Annotated in this window: 12 protein-coding genes; 8 read left to right on the top strand and 4 right to left on the bottom strand. The window is 65.3% G+C overall.

Features of this window, described 5'->3' with window-relative positions:
• Positions 1–48: 48 nt before the first annotated feature.
• A complete protein-coding gene (locus FJ887_RS17010) occupies positions 49–1698 on the bottom strand; it encodes an acetolactate synthase large subunit (RefSeq protein WP_140955775.1) in 1650 nt (549 codons plus the stop codon).
• Between the two features lie 241 nt (positions 1699–1939).
• On the opposite strand from FJ887_RS17010, the gene pheS reads away from it, so the two are divergent.
• From pheS to pabB, 4 genes are all read left to right on the top strand, one after another.
• Positions 1940–2983, top strand: a complete 1044-nt coding sequence (pheS, locus tag FJ887_RS17005) for a phenylalanine--tRNA ligase subunit alpha (protein ID WP_140955776.1) — start codon at positions 1940–1942, stop codon at positions 2981–2983.
• 3 nt (positions 2984–2986) lie between these two features.
• Positions 2987–5563, top strand: a complete 2577-nt coding sequence (gene pheT / locus FJ887_RS17000; RefSeq protein WP_140955777.1) for a phenylalanine--tRNA ligase subunit beta — start codon at positions 2987–2989, stop codon at positions 5561–5563.
• Between the two features lie 79 nt (positions 5564–5642).
• Positions 5643–6524 (top strand): SDR family NAD(P)-dependent oxidoreductase, encoded by an 882-nt coding sequence (locus FJ887_RS16995; RefSeq protein WP_140955778.1) that lies wholly within the window; start codon positions 5643–5645, stop codon positions 6522–6524.
• Between the two features lies 1 nt (position 6525).
• Positions 6526–8766 carry an aminodeoxychorismate synthase component I gene (gene pabB / locus FJ887_RS16990; protein ID WP_140955779.1) on the top strand — a complete coding sequence of 747 codons (2241 nt, stop codon included), beginning with the start codon at positions 6526–6528 and terminating at the stop codon, positions 8764–8766.
• Positions 8767–9497: 731 nt separating this feature from the next.
• Here the strand turns inward: pabB and FJ887_RS16985 are convergent.
• The gene (locus FJ887_RS16985) at positions 9498–11057 is read right to left on the bottom strand and encodes a sodium:solute symporter family protein (protein WP_140955781.1); all 1560 of its coding nucleotides are present in this window, start codon (positions 11055–11057) and stop codon (positions 9498–9500) included.
• Between the two features lie 202 nt (positions 11058–11259).
• Positions 11260–11982, bottom strand: coding sequence for an aspartate/glutamate racemase family protein (locus FJ887_RS16980; RefSeq protein ID WP_140955782.1), 723 nt, complete (start codon positions 11980–11982; stop codon positions 11260–11262).
• A gap of 139 nt (positions 11983–12121) precedes the next feature.
• Here FJ887_RS16980 and FJ887_RS16975 point away from each other — a divergent pair, with 139 nt between their 5' ends.
• On the top strand, positions 12122–13081 hold the full coding sequence (locus FJ887_RS16975) for a LysR family transcriptional regulator (protein ID WP_140955783.1): 960 nt from the start codon (positions 12122–12124) through the stop codon (positions 13079–13081).
• A gap of 92 nt (positions 13082–13173) precedes the next feature.
• Complete coding sequence (locus FJ887_RS16970) at positions 13174–15189, top strand: ABC1 kinase family protein (RefSeq protein ID WP_140955784.1); 2016 nt, start codon at positions 13174–13176, stop codon at positions 15187–15189.
• Positions 15190–15239: 50 nt separating this feature from the next.
• Here FJ887_RS16970 and FJ887_RS16965 read toward each other — a convergent pair whose 3' ends face one another.
• Complete coding sequence (locus tag FJ887_RS16965; protein WP_181365685.1) at positions 15240–16088, bottom strand: MurR/RpiR family transcriptional regulator; 849 nt, start codon at positions 16086–16088, stop codon at positions 15240–15242.
• Positions 16089–16339: 251 nt separating this feature from the next.
• Between FJ887_RS16965 and FJ887_RS18450 the strand changes: the two genes are divergently transcribed.
• Together FJ887_RS18450 and FJ887_RS16960 are read left to right on the top strand one after the other, a co-directional pair.
• On the top strand, positions 16340–16474 hold the full coding sequence (locus FJ887_RS18450; RefSeq protein ID WP_095376515.1) for an ABC transporter ATP-binding protein: 135 nt from the start codon (positions 16340–16342) through the stop codon (positions 16472–16474).
• A gap of 59 nt (positions 16475–16533) precedes the next feature.
• Positions 16534–18051 carry a S10 family peptidase gene (locus FJ887_RS16960; RefSeq protein WP_095376516.1) on the top strand — a complete coding sequence of 506 codons (1518 nt, stop codon included), beginning with the start codon at positions 16534–16536 and terminating at the stop codon, positions 18049–18051.
• Positions 18052–18064: the final 13 nt, after the last annotated feature.

Here is an 18064-nt window from a genome sequence, read left to right as displayed (position 1 = left end):
GACAGCCTCGGCGGGGGACTGTCTGATTCCGGACCGACCCCCGGCGCCCTACCGGTTCTCGAGCTCCTCGATGAGGACGCGGACGTTCTCCGTGTAGTCGATCGGGGCGACGATGAGCTGGACCCCGCCCTCGGTGAAGGCCGACTCGAGCGCGTCGTGGAAGTCGTCGATGTCCTCGACGCGACGCCCCTTGGCACCGTAGGACTCGGCGTAGGTGACGAAGTCGGGGTTGCCGAATGTCATCCCGTAGTCCTCGAGCCCGTCGACGGCCTGCTTCCACCGGATCATCCCGTACGCGTTGTCCTCGAGGATGAGGACGACGAGGTCGAGGCCGAGCCGCACCGCGGTCTCCATCTCCTGGCTGTTCATCATGAACCCGCCGTCACCGCAGATCGCCATGACTCGGCACTCGGGGTGGGTGAGCTTCGCCCCGATCGCCGAGGGCAGGCCCGCCCCCATCGTCGCCAGCGCATTGTCGAGGAGGACGGTGTTTGCCCTGGTGGTGCGGTAGTTGCGGGCGAACCAGATCTTGTACATGCCGTTGTCGAGGGCGAGGATCCCGTCGACCGGCATGACGCGGCGCACCTCGTGGACGATCCGCTGCGGACTGAACCGGTCATCGTTCGACCCCTGTTCGATCTTCGTGAGGATCTCCTCGCGCATCGGCAGCAGCGCGCCTGCGTTGGGGACCTGCCCTTCGAGCATGTCGCCGAGGCGCATGAGCGTGGGTCCGAGATCGCCGACCGCCTCGTACTGGGGGAAGTAGACCTGCTCGACGACTGCGGCACGGAATCCGAGGTGGACGACCGTGGGTCCGTGCTCGTCCATCGTGAACGGCGGCTTCTCCGTCGTGTCGTGGCCGATCGTGACGATGACGTCTGCCTGCTCGATCGCGTCGTGGACGTAGTCACGGTCGGTCAGCGCCGCAGTGCCCATGTAGAGGCCGGTCGAGCCGGAGACCGTGCCCTTGCCCATCTGCGTCGTGAAGTAGGGGATGCCGACGCGGGGGACGAACTCGGCGAGCGGCCAGCTGCAGTCGGCTCGCGACGCATCGGCACCGAGCATGAGCAGGGGGCGCTTCGCATTGCGGATGACCTCGGCCGCGGCGAGGAGGGCCTCATTCGACGGGGTGGGCCGTTGGATCGGGTGCGGGGGAATGAGATCGTAGTGCTCGACGGGGGTGCCGGCGACATCCTCGGGGAGTTCGAGGTGAACGGGACCGGGACGCTCATCGACGGCGACGCGGAACGCCTCTCTCACCATCGTGGGGATCATCCTCGGGGAGATGATCTGGTGGGTCGACTTCGTCAGCGGTCCCATCGCGGCGACGGTGTTGACGATCTGGAAGCGGGCCTGCTCGGCGGTGAGGATGCCCTTCTGCCCGGTGATCATCACCATCGGCATCCCGCCGAGCTGCGCGTACGCGGCACCGGTCGCGAGATTGAGCGCACCCGGCCCCAGGGTCGTCAGACACACGCCGGGCTTGCCGGTGAGCCGACCGTAGGTGGCTGCCATGAACGCGGCGGCCTGTTCGTGGCGGGTGATGACGAGTTCGATGGTCGAGCGTCTGAGCGAATCGAGGAAGTCGAGGTTCTCCTCGCCGGGGATCCCGAAGATCCGCTCGACACCCTCGTTCTCGAGGGCACGGACCATGACATCGGACGCCGTGACTGGGACATCGCTTTCATTCGTCGTCATGTTCCGACAGTAGCGCGTGAAACCGTCAAGGGCACTGACTTCTCGATCACAGGGACTGAGCGGACGAACGCTCCGTACGGTCACCTCGGCGAGGTGGACCCGGAACTCCGCCATCGTCCCCGACCGCCACCCGGACGACCGCCCGACCACGAGTCCCCGAGGCGATAGACTGATCTGCGGCAGAGAGGCATTCGAATGACCAGTCGAATGCCGAGATCACAGCAGTCGACAAAGGACTTCGATGACAGACCAGCTGGACCCCTTGGACGAGTCAGCCGTGCAGGCTGCCGTGGATACGGCGCTGCAGGCGTTCGCGGACGCCCGCACACTTGATGACCTCAAGGCGGCGAAGATCGACTTCATGGGCGACAAGGCCCCGCTGGCACTGGCGAACCGGGCGATCGGCGGACTCGACAAGGCCGACAAGTCCGCCGCCGGCAAGATCGTCGGCAAGTCCCGCGGACTCGTCAAGAAGGCCCACGACGAACGCCTGGCCGAACTCGAAGCCGAACGCGACGCCGCCGTGCTCATCGAGGAGTCCATCGACGTCACCCTCCCGTCGAACCGTCGCGGCCTCGGCGCTCGCCACCCGCTCTCTCTCATCCAGGAGCAGGCGGCGGACTACTTCATCGGCCTCGGCTGGGAGGTCGCCGAAGGACCCGAGATCGAAGCCGAATGGCTCAACTTCGACGCCCTCAACTTCGGCCCCGACCATCCGGCCCGGCAGATGCAGGACACGTTCTTCGTCGACCCGCCCGAGGCCGGCCTCGTCCTGCGCACCCACACCTCGCCGGTGCAGTCGCGGTCCCTGCTCGAACGCGGCGTGCCGCTCTACGTCGTGTGCCCCGGCAAGACCTTCCGCACCGATGAGCTCGACGCCACGCACACCCCCGTCTTCCACCAGATCGAGGGCATCGCCATCGACAAGGGCCTGACGATGGCGAACCTCAAGGGCACCCTCGACGGCTTCGCCCGGGAGATGTTCGGCCCCGAGTCGACGACCCGTCTGCGCCCCAGCTTCTTCCCGTTCACCGAACCGAGCGCGGAGATGGACTTCTGGTTCCCGAACAAGGTCGGCGGCCCCGGCTGGATCGAGTGGGGCGGCTGCGGCATGGTCCACCCCAATGTTCTCCGCTCCGCCGGCATCGACCCCGACGTCTACCAGGGCTTCGCCTTCGGCATGGGCATCGAGCGCACGCTCATGCTCCGCGAGGGCATCAATGACATGCACGACATGGTCGAAGGCGATGTGCGCTTCTCGGCCCGTTTCGGAATGAAGGCTTGATACATGCGCGTCCCACTCTCCTGGCTGGCTGACTACGTCGACTACCCGGCCGACACAGACCCCCATGCCCTCGCCGCCGAGTTCGCTGCGATCGGGCTCGAGGAGGAGGACTACTTCGGCGCCGAGGTGACCGGACCCCTCGTCGTCGGTCGTGTCCTCGACCTCGTCAAGGAGGAGCACTCCAACGGCAAGACCGTCAACTGGTGCCGCGTCGACGTCGGCCCCGAGCACAACGAGGCCGCCGACGACCCGAAGGATCCGCAGCCGGGCGAGGAGCGTCCGAGCCGCGGCATCATCTGCGGTGCCCACAACTTCGAGCCCGACGACCTCGTCGTCGTCTCCCTGCCCGGGGTCGTCCTCCCCGGCGACTTCCGCATCGCCGCCCGCAAGACCTACGGTCACACCTCGGACGGGATGATCTGCTCGACCGCTGAGCTCGGCCTCGGCGACGATCACGGCGGCATCATCGTCCTCTCCGACTTCGGTCTCACGGGCGAGCCCGGCGATGACGCGATCGCCCTCCTCGGCCTCGACGACGTCACCCTCGACGTCAACGTCACCCCCGATCGGGGCTATCAGCTCTCGATGCGGGGCATCGCGCGCGAGTATGCGCAGATGAAGGGGCAGTCCTTCACCGACTTCGGCAGCGAATCCGTCGCCGAGGTGAACGCCCCCACCGCAGACGGGTTCCCTGTCGTGATCGACGACGTCCGCCCCATCGACGGTGTGCCCGGCGCTGATGTGTTCACCGCCCTCCAGGTCACCGGCATCGACCCGACGAGGGCGACGCCGTACTGGATGCGCCAACGCCTCCTCGAGGCCGGGATGCGCCCGATCAGCCTCACCGTCGACATCACGAACTACGTCATGCTCGAACTCGGCCAGCCGCTGCACGCGTACGACACTGCGCTGCTCGGTGAGGAGATCGTCGTCCGCCGCGCCGAGGCGGGAGAGAAGTTCACGACCCTCGACGACATCACACGCACCCTCGACGCCGAGGACCTCCTCATCACCGACCGCAGCGCGGACGGGACGTCGAAGATCATCGGCCTCGCCGGTGTCATGGGCGGTGCCGCCGTCGAGGTCAACGACGAGACGACCGACGTCGTCATCGAGGCCGCACACTTCGATCCGATCTCGATCGCCCGAACCTCGCGTCGCCACAAGCTCTCCTCGGAGGCCTCCCGGCGGTTCGAGCGTGGTGTCGACCCGAAGCTCGGACCGGTCGCGGCCCGGCGCTGCGCCGACCTCCTCGTCGAGCTCGCCGGCGGCACGCTCAGTGCCGCGACGACGCAGATCGGTGAGGCTCCGGCCCCCGTCGTCATCGACCTCGCCGTCGACCGGGTGTCCTCGGTCGTCGGTGTCGACTACAGCCTCGCCGAGGTGGTCAGCCTCCTCGAGGGCATCGGGGCCGGGGTCGAGGACCTCGGTGACGGCGTCCTGCGCGTGACCGTCCCGAGCTGGCGTCCCGACCTCACCGCGGACATCGATCTCGTCGAGGAGGTCGCCCGCACCGGCGGCTACGACCGGATCCCCTCGATCCAGCCCGCCGCCCGGACCGGGACCGGACTGACTGAGGCGCAGCGTGCGCGTAGGCGGATCTCGAACCTGCTCACCGCGGACGGGTACACGGAGGTCCTCAGCTATCCGTTCACCTCGGCGAAGCGGGATGACGAGCTCCGGCTCGAGGCCGACGATCCGCGGCGGAAGCACATCCGGTTGGCCAACCCGATGTCCGAGGATCTCCCGCTCATGCGCACGACCCTGCTCTCGACGCTGCTCGACGTCGCGGTCCGCAACTTCGGTCGCGGGGCCAAGGACGCCGCACTCTTCGAGGCCGGGCTCGTCTCGACCGCGGAGGGTCTGCCGACCAAGCCGGGACCGCGGTACCTGCCGGGCTACCACCCGACGGAGGCCGAGCTTGAGGAGATCTACGCATCGGTGCCGGCCCAGCCGTACCACTTCGCCGGTGTCGTCGCCGGTCACGCCGAGTTCCCCGGGATCTGGGGCAAGGGCCGCCGCGCCGAGGCGACCGACGTCATCGACACAGTCCGCCGGATCGCCGAGGTCAGCGGCGTCGACGTGAGCGTCGAGGCCGAACGGGGTGCCTCGTGGCATCCGGGACGGGCAGCGAAGTTCACGCTCGCCGACGGTCAGGTGCTCGGGTTTGCCGGTGAGCTCCACCCGAAGGTCATCGAGAACCTCGGTCTGCCGGCGCGCACGGTGGCCTTCGAGATCGACCTCGACGCTCTGCTCGCGCAGGATGACCTGCGGACCTGGGACGGTGCGCTCTCGACCTACCCGGTGTCCCGGCAGGACGTCGCGCTCGTCGTCGATGAGGATCTGCCCGCGCAGACGCTCGAGGCGACGCTCGTCGAGGGGGCAGGGGCCGACCTCGAAGGGATCGAGATCTTCGACCTCTACACCGGCGACCAGTTGCCCGAAGGGAAGAAGTCCCTCGCGTTCCGTCTGACCTTCCGGGCCCCGGATCGCACGCTCAAGGCCGATGAGGCCTCGGCGATGCGCGAGGCGGCGACGGCTCTGGCGACCGAACGCCACGGCGCGGTCGTCCGGAGCTGACCTGTCCGAACGCTTACTGACACTGTCCGATTGCTCGCTGACCGATCCGTCTGCTCGCTGTTACTGAGGAGTCCCGACCATGAGTGAGAAGCTGCCCTACGGCACCCGGATGCCCGCCGATTCCGCGAACGCTGAGGCGACCGCGGTGCCGGAGGAGACGATCGCGCTCATCACCGGTGGTGCGCGCGGCATCGGCCGCCACCTTGCCGAGGCGTTCGCCCGCGCCGGCTACCGCGTCGTTGTCACGGCGACCTCGGCGGTCAAGGCCCGTGAGGCCGCCGCTGAGATCGCGGGGGAGACCGGTGGGAAGGCGACCGGTTTCGGACTCACCGTCGACGACTCCGCCTCAGTCGCCGAGCTCAAGGCCGCGGTGACCGGGCTGGAGGCGGAGACCGGGCAACGCCTGCAGGTGCTCGTCAACAATGCCGGGCGCATCGAGTCGACCGAGGGCCCGCTCTGGGACGCCGATCCGGAGAGCCTCGCGGGGGTCGTCGGGGCGAACGTCCTCGGGGTTGCGCTCATGGTCAACGCGTTCGCGCCCGTCCTCATCGCCGCCGCCGAGGCGACCGGTCGTCCCAGCCGCATCATCGACCTCAACTCGGGGTCGGGGGCGAAGGGCACGCCCGCGTACGCGGTGTATTCGGCGTCGAAGGCGTCGCTGTTCCGGATCGCCGATTCCGTCGTCCACTTCGGGCACGACCAGGGTCTGCGGATCTTCGAGATGGCGCCCGGCGTCGTCGAGACGGCGATGACGAAGTCGATGCCCGTCCACGACTTCCGCACCGAGGGCGACTGGACGACCCCGGAGCAGGTCACCGACCTTGCGCTGGCGCTCGCGTCGGGGTCGCTCGATGCGTTCACCGGCCGGTACGTTCGTGCCGGTGCCGACACCGAGGAGTCGCTGCGCGCCGAGGCGGCTGCGGGACTCTCGGACTCGACCCGTCGGCTCGTCCTCGGGTGAGATGATCCGCACCCTGCTCATCGACAACGCGGACTCGTTCACGTTCAATCTCTTCCATCTCCTCGCCGAGGTGAACGGCTGCGAACCGGTCGTCGTGCCCAATGATTGGGCTGAGTATTCGTTGGCGGCACTCGAGGATTTCGACAATGTCGTCATCTCGCCGGGGCCGGGTACGCCGGAGGAACCCGCTGACATCGGGATCTGCGCCGATGTCATCGCCCATGCGGAGATTCCGATCCTCGGCGTGTGCCTCGGGCATCAGGGGATCGCGCACGTCCGCGGTGGCACGATCGCACACGCGCACGAGCCACGGCATGGCCGAGTGTCGGAGATCCGTCATTCAGGTACAGGGCTGTTCGAGGGGCTGCCCTCGCCGTTCGGGGCGGCCCGGTACCACTCGCTCGCGGTGGTTGAGCTGCCGGAGAGCATCGAAGCGACGGCGTGGTCGGATGACGGTGTGCTCATGGGGCTCGCGCACACGACGCGGCCGCAGTGGGGTGTGCAGTTCCATCCGGAGTCGATCGTGACGGAAGGCGCGGTCACGCTGCTGCGGAACTTTCGGCGCCTGACCGAGGAGTGGTGGGCAGAGCAGGGATCGTCGCGGACAACCGGCGTGGATAGCTCGCGTCGTGGCGATGTGGTGGGCTCTGGGGAGCGTTTCATTCGCAACGAAGCGGTCGAGAGCCTCGTCGGCACTGTGCCCCACCATAAACAGTGGACGTATACGCTGCACGTGCGTGAGATGCCGTTAGCGGTGTCGACCGCCGAGATCTTCAGCGCACTGTTCGCCGACGAACCAGAGGCTGTGTGGCTCGACGGCAACATGCCGGGTCATGCTGATTCGCGTTTCTCGATCATGGGTGCACCGACGGGCCCGTTGAGTCGCCGGGTGACTGCAGACGTCCCCGCGGGGACGCTCGAGGTGAGGTCGGTCGACGGGACTGAGACTGTACACTCCGGGTTCTTCGACTGGCTGAACGATGATCTGAAGTCGACAGAGCTCGTGCAGGCGCCTGAGGTCGCCGAACTGCCATTCACTTTCAGTCTCGGATGGGTGGGCTATCTCGGCTACGAGCTCAAGGCCGAAGTCGGCTCGCCGGGAAAGCACGCGTCCGAGCACCCGGACGCGCTGATAATGTTCCTCGACCGTGCGCTTGTCGTCGATCATGAACAGGGCAGTGTCTACCTCCTTGCCCTCAGCGGCGAAGACGTGACGGAGGATGACTGCGGAGCGTGGTTCGATGAGACCACTCACCGGATCGATGCGATCGAGCCAGATCTGGACAGAGTCGAGCCGGGACCCGCAGCGGCAACACATTCTCAACTCAGTCATGGATCGGACTCTCAAACGGATTTTCCTCCAGAGCTAGCGGCTCGGCATTCGCGAACTGAGTATCTTGACCTCATCGGTGAGGCGCAGCGGCTGATCAACGACGGTGAGACGTACGAGGTCTGTCTGACGAACATGCTGGAGATGCCGTGGACGCGGGATGCACTCGAGACGTACGGGGAACTGCGACGGGACAACCCCACACCATTCGGAGCCTTCCTCAAGTCGCCAGAGGTGAATGTTCTGAGCACGTCGCCGGAGCGGTTCGTGAGGATCTCGGCGAGCGGAGTCGCGGAGTCGAAGCCGATCAAGGGCACGCGACCGCGGGGGAGTACCCCAGAAGAGGACGAAGCACTGAAATCTGATCTTCGGACGTCGGTCAAAGATCGGTCGGAAAATCTCATGATCGTCGATCTCGTTCGCCATGATCTCGGAGTCACCGCCGAACTCGGTTCGGTCGAGGTCACGAAACTCTTCGACGTGGAGACCTACGCGACGGTTCACCAGCTGGTCTCGACGGTTCGCTCCCAAGTGCGAGACACTGCGACTCCGGTCGAGTGCATTCGCGCGGCGTTCCCACCGGGATCGATGACGGGTGCCCCCAAGCATCGCACCATGTCGATCATTGACGACCTCGAGGGCGGCCCGCGCGGGGTCTATAGCGCAGCGGTCGGATTCTTCTCACTAGACGGTGCCGTGGACCTCAGCGTTCTCATACGAGCATCGCTAATCGAAAGTGGTCGACTCCGATACGGAGTAGGTGGCGCACTCGTTGCCTTATCGTCCCCAATAGGAGAATACGAAGAGCTGGTGATCAAGGCGCAGGTTCTTTCGAAGTTGATCAAGTCGCGCTCATATTGGTCGATTGACGAATCACCGAGGATCGCAACAAGTGTGCCGGGAACAAGATAGCTCCCGGCACACTCGCGGAATGCTAGACCCTCTGCGAAATGGTTCCGCCTGGGTTTTCGTCACCCCACCGTTTTGTTACGAAGCGGCCCGATGATGTGGACCTAGTGACGGTGCGACGATTGCCGGTGCCACTTCCAACTCGCTCGGTCGTGGTAGTTCGCGGCGACCTCTTCGCGTGGGACTTGGTGACAAATCGTCCAGTGCGTGCACTCCGACTAACAGAGCGGCGACCTCTAGACATGTCTGTTCCTTCCCCCAGCTACAGGCAATTTACCTGATACTCTCTAAGTCACCCCCATTTGGTGACAGCGAGAGTTAGCCGGTATGTGTCCAAGTGATGTCGCACTTGGACACATACCAATTTTACGTCGCGCTGTCGCGCGCAAATCTATATATTGGGGTTGGCTGGGCAATCAACCACAACATATGGGCCCTGGCCAAGATTCTCCAGTGAGCGCTCTTAAGCCCGTGACCAGCGCAAACCCACCTAGTAAGGGGTAGTTTCGACTGACTGCGAGCGGTCTCGAAATTATTCGTACAAGTTTTCCGGCTCGGGTGTGTCCCGCTCTCGGAAGTCAGCGAAAAGCTACCACCGACTGCGTTCTGAGTTGATCGGCATTTTGGGATGGTGGGGTAGCAGAGCTAGTCGGCGTTGGACGTGAGCTAGTGGTCAACGATGCAGGCGATGAAGCGACTTGCCCCCGGGTGTGGAAGTTGCATCTTCCACGGTCCTATTGCCGTATGTTTGAGCCTACCTCGCTCCTTTTCTCGCGAGGCACGTACGCCTCCCGCTTCCCGTAGATCGTCAACGGCAGCACGTCGCGATCCGTGCGCAGGGTGAACGACTTCGTCAGCACTGAGAACACATACCCGAACACCACCGACGCCACGAACGCGACGATCGAGATCGCGAACGGGTTGAGCCCGACGACATTCTGCGCAAACCATGCAAGCCCTGCACCGAAGAGCAGGCCGCACAGTACTCCGAAGGTGTTGGCTCGCTTGGTGAAGATCCCCAGTGCGAAGACGCCGGCGAGCGGAACACCGAAGAGACCGGTGATGCTGAGGAACAGATCCCACGTCTCCGCCTGATCGGTTGCGACCAGGTAGAGCGCGACGGCGACCGACGCCGCGCCGACGGCGATGATGACGAATCGCGAGAAGCCCACGCCCGACCGCGCCTGCCCGTCCCGCGGCGGGAAGAACCGGTCGCGGATGTCGACCGTCACACACGCCGAGATCGAGTTGAGGCTCGACGAGATCGTCGACTGCGCCGCAGCGAAGATCGCAGCGATGAGCAGACCCGAGATCCCCGCCGGGAGCACATTCACCGCGAAGTACGGGACGATCGCCGAGGTGTTGAAATCAGCCGGCAGTGCGTCTGCATGCCGGTAGTAGCTGTAGAGCACCGTGCCGATCCCGTAGAAGAGGGGAATCGTCAGCAGCGCGAGGAACCCGTTGACCATGAGCGACCGTGCGGCACCACCCGGCGCATCGGTGGTCTGGTACCGCTGCACGACGTCCTGGCTGGCCGTGTACTGGTGGAGGTTGTTGAAGACCGACCCGAGGAAGATGATCGGAATCGCCGCCGCCGCTCCGCCGATCGTCCAGTTGTCAGCGGAGATGAGCTTGTCGTCGGCCGCGGCATCAGACGCTACGGTGGCAAAACCACCGTCGATGGCCGCGATGCCGAAGATGAGGATGACTGCCGCACCGACGAGGAGGATGATCGCCTGGGCGACATCCGACCAGATGACGCCTTCCATGCCGCCGAGGAACGTGTAGATCACCGAGAGGACTCCGACAGCACCGGCGATGAGCACCGGGCTGAGGTCGGTGACCGAACTGATCGCCAGCGTCGGCAGGTAGACGACGATAGCCACACGGCCGATGTGGAAGAGGACGAAGAGCACTGACCCGAGGACGCGGATGCTCGGCCCGAATCGCGCCTCAAGGTATTCGTACGCGGTCGTGACATCGAGCTTGCGGAAGAAGGGGATGTAGAACCAGACGAGTATGGGCACGAGGAGGAAGATCGCGATATTGCCCGCCGCATACGACCAGTCGTTGAGGAACGACTGCTCCGGAGTCGACATGAACGTGATCGCCGACAGCGTCGTCGCATAGATACTGAAGCCTGCCGCCCATGACGGGATTCGGCCACTGGCCCTGAAGAACTCCTCGGTGCTCTGTCCCGCTTTGCGGGTGAACCAGACACCGATGGCCAGGGTCGCAAGCAGATAGATGATGATTACGGCCCAGTTGAGCCCGCCAAGTCCTGGAGCGTCCATGCCCCTCCTCGAAAACCGGACGGGATCTCAGCAGACCTTGACCCCGAAACGTACAGACGTTGGTGTTTCCCTAGTCCGAGAAGTTACCGGAAGGTCGCATCGGAGACAACTGTGATTGTCGAATTGATCGATTCCGCGACCCTATCCGCCCCAGATCACAAGGGTGGCCCAACCACGCACGAGAGCGCGGTCGGCTCCACGATCAGACCGCAGCCAGCTCGTCTGCCATCATCCACTCGACGATCGCCGCCACGTGAGCATCGACCGAATCGATCGCCGGCAGGGGAGCGACCTCCGGAGGAACGAGCAGCCCGATTTCGGTGCACGACAGAGCCACAGCGTCGGCGCCTCGGTTGGCCAGTGACTGCATGATCTCGATGTAGCGAGCGCGCGAGGCATCGGTGAACCTGCCCTGGGTGAGCTCGTCCCAGATGATCCGGTCGACCTCGAGACACGTCGCCTCATCGGGGACGAGCGTCGTGATGCCCTGCGCTTCGAGACGCTCAGTGTAGAAGCCGTCGAGCATCGTCCACTTCGTCCCTAGCACGGCCAGCGTCGAATACCCGCGGTCCTTCGCCATCGCAGCGATCGAATCGACGATGTGGATGAGCGGAACGTCAACGGTCGCCTCGACCGTCGGTGCCGTCTTGTGCATGAGGTTCGTCGCGATCGCGACCGCCTCGGCGCCGCCGGCAGCGAGACGCTGACCCGTCGTCGCCAACGCCGCCGAGGCCCCGTCCCAGTCCTCGGCGATCTGGTAGTCACGGATTCCGGAGAAGTCGCACGAGTCGAGGAGGATCTGCGCGGAGTGATGCCCGCCGAGGCGCTCGGCGATCGCCGCATTGATCTTCGTGTAGTACTCGATGCTCGAGTGCCAGCTCATTCCACCCAGCAGTCCGATTCTCCGCACCGTCGTTCTCCTCATCGTTCCCACTGCGACTGCCATCCCGAACCGCAACAGTTCAGCCAGCGACAGTCGCCAATTTCTTATGCCCGTCTAGTCTGAACCACGCAGAACCCCGGCAGTAGACCCAGTTACGACTGACATGACATAAGCTGAACTTATGTCCGAGCACTTCGACCAGGCCCTCGCCACGGGCGACCCGAAACGCCTCCTCCTCTTCGGCGCCGTCGCCGCAGCCGGCAGCCTCGGCGCCGCCGCCCGGGAGATCGGCTGGTCCCAACCCGCGCTCTCTCAGCACATGTCAGCGCTCGAGAAGGATCTCGGCGTCACCCTCTTCGACCGCACCCCACGCGGCATCGTCCTCACGACCGCCGGCCAGCTCGCCCTCATCCGCGCATCCGAGGTCGCCGCCTCGGTGACGGGACTCCGCCGCGACCTTGCGACCGCGTTCGGCCTCGGCGGACGCAATGTCCGCCTCGCCGGCTTCCCGAGCTTCGTCATCGGACCCCTCGCCGCCGCCCTCGGCACGCTCGAGACGAGCGCCGCCGACCACCCGGACACGGCCACCCGGCACTCCTACGAAGTCGTCGAGGCCGAACCGCCCGAAGCACTCACCCTGCTCGACAACGGCGCGATCGACGTCGCCTTCGTCTTCCACCACGAAGACGAAGACCCACCGCGCCTGGAGGGCGCGACGACGATCGACCTCGGCGAGGACCGACTCGACCTCCTCGTCCCCGAACGATGGAACCGGGCCGGGCAGATCCACACGCTCACCGACGTCGCCGAACTGCCGTGGATCATGGGCTGCGAACGGTGCCGGTCGACCGCGGAACGGCTGTGCCGGCGGGCAGGGTTCGAACCGCGGACCCGGCACATCACCGACAATCCCGGGGCGATCCAGGCGTTGGTGTCGAACAGCCTCGGCGTGGCCCTGCTCCCGCAGAGCGCCCGACGCACCACCGCGGTCGACGGGATCGCGGCGATCTCGATCGCCGAAGTCGGCACCCGGCGCATCAGCGCCCTTGTCCCCGCCGAACTCGACACGGCACCGGAGATCACCGACCTCCTCGACGCACTGCGAACTCTGAGTCTTGGTCGCGGTGATCGGCAGGAGTGATCAATTAGGGTGGTGAGAGCGCGCAGCTGAGCCCGACGACCTCCGCAGGCGTCGGCCGGCCACGGACACGGACGACGAAAGGGGGAGTGCGGATGACGATCCTCTACTCCATCGGATTGGGTCTCATCAACGCTGTCATCGTCGGCTTCCTCGTCCGGCGGATGATGATCATCGGCACCGGCGCCGCCCGCAACACCGTCGTCTCCCTCATCATGGGCCTCTCGATCTGGCCCATCACCCTCCAGGCGTACAAGCTCCTCGGCATCTCCGAGGACAACACGTACCCGAGCCTCGACATGAGCTTCCCCGCGATCATGGTCTTCCTCCTCCTCTTCGCGTGGGCCATCGTCCTCCAGATGTTCGTCCTCCTCGCCATCGAACTCGTCCTGCCCACGGGTACCCTGTCCTCCGTGCTGCGCTCGGCGCCGAAGATCCCCACCTGGTACCGCCGCGTCAACCGGCTCGCCCAAGTCCAGAAGATCCTCATCCAGTTCGGACTCGCCCGCTACCTCAAACCCCGCATCCCGACCCTGCGGGTGTCACTGCGGGAGATCGCGGCGACGACCCGTGACGCGCTGGCTGCCGCCGGGGTGACGTTCGTCAAGCTCGGGCAGTTCATCGCGACCCGCGGGGACATGATCCCGCACGAGTTCGTCGAGGAGTTCTCCAAACTCCAGGCCGGCGTTCCGCCGGTTCCCTTCGCCGAGGTGAAGGAACAGTTGGAGAGCCAATGGGGCCGTCCCGTCGCCGAGGTGTTCGAAAGTTTCGACGAAGTGCCCTTCGCGGCCGCATCGGTGGCACAGGTCCATCGAGCGGTGACGTGGGAAGGGCAGGTCGTCGCGGTCAAGGTGCAACGGCCGAAGATCCGCAAGCAGGTGCGCGCGGATTCCGACATCGTCCTCACGCTCGCCGAGCGGCTCGAGCGGTCGACGGACTGGGCGAGGAAGGTCGGGGTCGTCAAGCTCGCGCAGAGCTTCGTCGAATCCCTCCAGGGCGAACTCGACTACCGTGGGGAGCTCGCGCACATCGAAGCGCTGCGCGATGCCGACGAGCAGGGCAAGGCGCGGACGGAGACGACGTCGGTCGTCGAGATCCCCAACGTCTACCCGGAACTGTCGGGGGAGTACGTCATCGTCATGGACCTCGTCGAGGGTGTGCCGCTCTCGCGGGCCGATGACGTGGTCAACGGGCTTTCGCAGATCGCGCGGGGTGAGATCGCGCAGGATCTCTTCCTCATGGTCGTCCGGCAGGTGCTGGGCAAGGGGATCTTCCACGCCGATCTCCACCCGGGCAACATCATCGTCTCCTCGTCGGGGCGTGCCGGGTTGGTCGACTTCGGGGCGATCGGGCTCATCGACAAGCGCGACCGACGGGCGATCGCCCTGCTGCTCATGGCCTTCGATTCGCAGAACTCGCATGCGGCGACCGCGGCGATCCTCGAGCTGCTCGGGACGCCGAGCGATGTCGACCTCCGGGAGCTGCAACGGGAGATCGGGCAGATCATGCTCAAGTACGGGGATGGTCGGCCAGGGTCGACGTCAGCGGCGCTCTTCGGTGAGCTCATCGACTTCGTCGTCGACTTCGGGTTCCCGATGCCGACCTCGGTGGCCACAGCCTTCCGGGCCATCAGCACGCTCGAGGGCTCGATCATGAAGCTCGATCCGAGACTCAATCTGCTCACGTTGGTGACGCGGAACGGGAAGGATCTGCTCCGTGAGGTCGGCGGACTCGGCGTCGACCGCAGTGAGATGACGCTCTACTTTGCAGCGACGGTGCCGCAGATGGCCGAGCTGCCGGCGCAGGTGTCACGCATCGCGGGGCATCTGCAGGACGGGACCTTGGATGTCGGGACGAGCGGGTTGAACATCTCGATGATCAAGAACCTCCTCAAGTCGACGGTCGAGCAGTTCATTCAGGTGATCGTCTCGACGGCGCTCATCCTTGGGGGAGTGATCCTTATGGCGGCGAACTTCGGGCCGCAGTTGGCGCCGGAGCTCAAGCTGTTCACGTACTTCGGGGCGTGGGTGTTGCTGGCGGGGAGTGTGCTGGCGGCGCTGGTGCTGGCGCCGGCACTGCGGCAGCGGATGGCGTGGGACAGTCTGGGGTAGGGGCGCTCAGCCGACACCGCATGTGCGGATGGGGCCGTGATTCGCTCCCCTCAGTCACTGACCACTGCCCCGGTCAGCGTCCAGAGGCGTTGCAGTTCTTCGAGCTTCGCTTCCGAGCGTTCCGGGTCGAGGTTCGCCAGCGCACTCACGACGCACTGGACCACGCTGACAGCACACGTCACCGAAGCCATCGGTCCTGCACCCTCGGACGGCACGAGAATCAGCCGATCAGCAAGCTCGGCGAGCTTCGACCGCTGATCGGCGATGACGACGATCCGAACCCCATGAGCCTTCGCATATTCGCACAGTGGGACGAGGTTCGCGTCGGTTCTCCAGATCGAGAAGGTGAGGAGGCAGTCGCCGGGTCCGAGCGCACGAACGTCGTTGATCATGCTGGTCGCCGAGCCGTCGCTGAGGACAATCCGGTATCCGAGCGCGAGTCCGTTGTGCGCCAGCACTGCTCCCGGAGCGACGTAGGCGCCGGTGGCCAAGACGACTGTCGACTGCGCATCCGAAATCACGGTGGCGACGTCGTCGATCGCCTCCTCGGTCAGTGTTTCCGCGAGGAGATGGATGAGTTCGACGTCCCTGGCCAGTGGTTCAAGTGAGGGCTTCTTCGTTGTTGTCGCGTTTCTGGCGAAGTGTTTGTCCGGATCCAGGGATGACAGGAACCGATTGCGTACCTCTGTCGACAGCTCGGGCCACCCGGAGAAGCCGATGGCTTGGGCCGCTCGGACAACGGTCGCGATATTGACCCCAGCCGCCTCAGCCAGCGCCGCGCCGCTGCAGTACGAGGCCCGTTCGGGATCCGCACCGATCGCGCGGAGCACAGCAACCGAGCCAGGAGACAGCTTTCGGCGGGATATCAGGCCTTCGAGCCACGTCGCGATGATATTCACGCTGTCCCCCCTTGCAACAGATACTGCAGTGATCTATATTCGACGTGTGACCGAGACAACACAGCGTACCGGATTCTGGCCACGGAAGTCGACCAAACTCCAGGACTACGGTCTCTCTGATTCTCAACTCTGTGCAGTGGGATCTGCAACAGTGTTTGCGGTCGCATGGAACCACGTGTCGTGACAGCACGGTCGAGGGAGCCTGCTTGGGAATCATCGCGTCGCCTGGGCGGCCGTATCACGTGGCGGTGATGACGACTGGCCGCAACGTCGAACAGGGCGCCAGTGATGAGGTGGTCGATCACCCTCAGCATGAATACACGCGGTCTCTGCTCGCAGCGGTGCCCACACTCGAACCTCGGCGGGAGAACGCGGAACCGTCGTGATCAGCTGTTCCCTCCGACGCCGAGGAGGGGACGACATCGAAAGGAGCGGCAAGACAGACATGCCGGACACACGTACACAGGACCCGGAGACGACTCGTGGGGCGGAGAAGCCCGTGCCGGTCGACGACTTCGTCGTCACCGACCATGAGCTCGATCTTCCTACGGGAACGCTGAAGTATCGCGCGCAGGCGGGCCGAATGGTCATCGGCTCCGAAGTGGTCGACGACGGCGTCTTCGAGGGACTGACCCCGAAAGCGCAGATCTTCACGACCTCGTACACGGCCGTCCCCGACGAGGGAGACCAGGACCCGAGCCGACCGGTGATCTTCGTGTTCAACGGCGGACCGGGCTCCTCCTCGGCGTGGCTGCACATCGGACTGTTCGGCCCCCGCCGCGTGGTGACCAACGACATCGGGCACCGCACGCCGCCTCCCTACGGTCTCGTCGACAACCTCGAAACCTCCCTGGCATACGCCGACCTCGTCTTCATCGATCCCGTGACGACGGGGTTCTCCCGCACCGCCGAAGGGGAGAAGCCGGCGGACTTCCACAGCTTCAGCGGTGACCGCGACGTCGTCGGCGAGGTGATCAGACTCTGGCTGAGCCGGAACAACCGATGGACCTCTCCGAAGTTCCTCGCCGGGGAGTCCTACGGCACGACCCGTGCGGCCGCGCTGGCCGGTCACCTGGCGACACGTCATGGCATCGCGTTCAACGGCATCATCCTCATCTCCGCGGTGCTCGACTTCGGCACGGTCGTCTTCACCGAGGGCAACGAAGCCCCCTACCTCCACTACCTGCCGACATTCGCCGCCGTCGCGCACTTCCACGGCAGGCATCCGGACCGCACTGTCGAAGACGTTGTCGCCGAAGCCACCGAGTTCGCCTACGGGGACTACGCTCGCGCGCTGGAACGCGGCCACCGCCTCGGCGAGACGGAGAGGAAGCAGGTCGGAAAGAGGCTGGCCCACCTCATCGGTCTCGACGAGGACTTCGTGCAGCTCGCCGATCTGCGCATCGACGAATTCACCTTCTTCAGCGAACTTCTGCGCGATGAACGTCTGCGCATCGGACGGCTCGATGCACGGTTCACCGCGCATCCGGGCAAAGTCGCGGCGGAGACCCTCGGGGACGATCCGTCCTACCCGATCATCCAGTACCCGTACACGGTGGGCATCAACGAGCTGCTGCGGGCGGAGCTGAAGTACGAAACGGATCTCACCTACGAGGTGCTCACCTCCCGCGTGCATCCGTGGTCGTACAAGGAGTTCGAGAACGCGCTCGTCAACACAGCTGAGGACCTCGCGTTCGCGATGCGGGCGAATCCCGACCTCAAGGTCTATGTGGGCTTCGGGTACCACGACTGTGCGACACCGTTCGCGGCGTCGGAGCATGTGCTCGCGCACCTGCGGATCTCCGATGAGGCGCACGAGCAGATCGTGCGCCGCTACTATCCCGCCGGACACATGATGTACGTCAACCAGGAGGTGCGCGTCGACCAACTGCGCGACATCGCCGACTTCGTCGCGTGGTCGACGCGGACAGGTGACAAACCGGAGTCGAACCAGCCCGTGTGAGGGAGGCGACCGA

This window comes from Brevibacterium sp. XM4083 (genome assembly GCF_006489205.2).
GTDB lineage: Bacteria > Actinomycetota > Actinomycetes > Actinomycetales > Brevibacteriaceae > Brevibacterium.
The sequence above is the reverse complement of the archived record's forward strand: the minus strand, read 5'-3'. Positions and strand labels throughout refer to the sequence as shown.

What these genes read in the sequence shown, in the direction of transcription:
- FJ887_RS17010 (WP_140955775.1), bottom strand. Translation starts at nt 1,698, where the DNA reads ATGACGACGAATGAAAGCGATGTCCCAGTCACGGCGTCCGATGTCATG.
- pheS (WP_140955776.1), top strand. Translation starts at nt 1,940, where the DNA reads ATGACAGACCAGCTGGACCCCTTGGACGAGTCAGCCGTGCAGGCTGCC.
- pheT (WP_140955777.1), top strand. Translation starts at nt 2,987, where the DNA reads ATGCGCGTCCCACTCTCCTGGCTGGCTGACTACGTCGACTACCCGGCC.
- FJ887_RS16995 (WP_140955778.1), top strand. Translation starts at nt 5,643, where the DNA reads ATGAGTGAGAAGCTGCCCTACGGCACCCGGATGCCCGCCGATTCCGCG.
- pabB (WP_140955779.1), top strand. Translation starts at nt 6,526, where the DNA reads ATGATCCGCACCCTGCTCATCGACAACGCGGACTCGTTCACGTTCAAT.
- FJ887_RS16985 (WP_140955781.1), bottom strand. Translation starts at nt 11,057, where the DNA reads ATGGACGCTCCAGGACTTGGCGGGCTCAACTGGGCCGTAATCATCATC.
- FJ887_RS16980 (WP_140955782.1), bottom strand. Translation starts at nt 11,982, where the DNA reads ATGAGGAGAACGACGGTGCGGAGAATCGGACTGCTGGGTGGAATGAGC.
- FJ887_RS16975 (WP_140955783.1), top strand. Translation starts at nt 12,122, where the DNA reads ATGTCCGAGCACTTCGACCAGGCCCTCGCCACGGGCGACCCGAAACGC.
- FJ887_RS16970 (WP_140955784.1), top strand. Translation starts at nt 13,174, where the DNA reads ATGACGATCCTCTACTCCATCGGATTGGGTCTCATCAACGCTGTCATC.
- FJ887_RS18450 (WP_095376515.1), top strand. Translation starts at nt 16,340, where the DNA reads ATGACGACTGGCCGCAACGTCGAACAGGGCGCCAGTGATGAGGTGGTC.
- FJ887_RS16960 (WP_095376516.1), top strand. Translation starts at nt 16,534, where the DNA reads ATGCCGGACACACGTACACAGGACCCGGAGACGACTCGTGGGGCGGAG.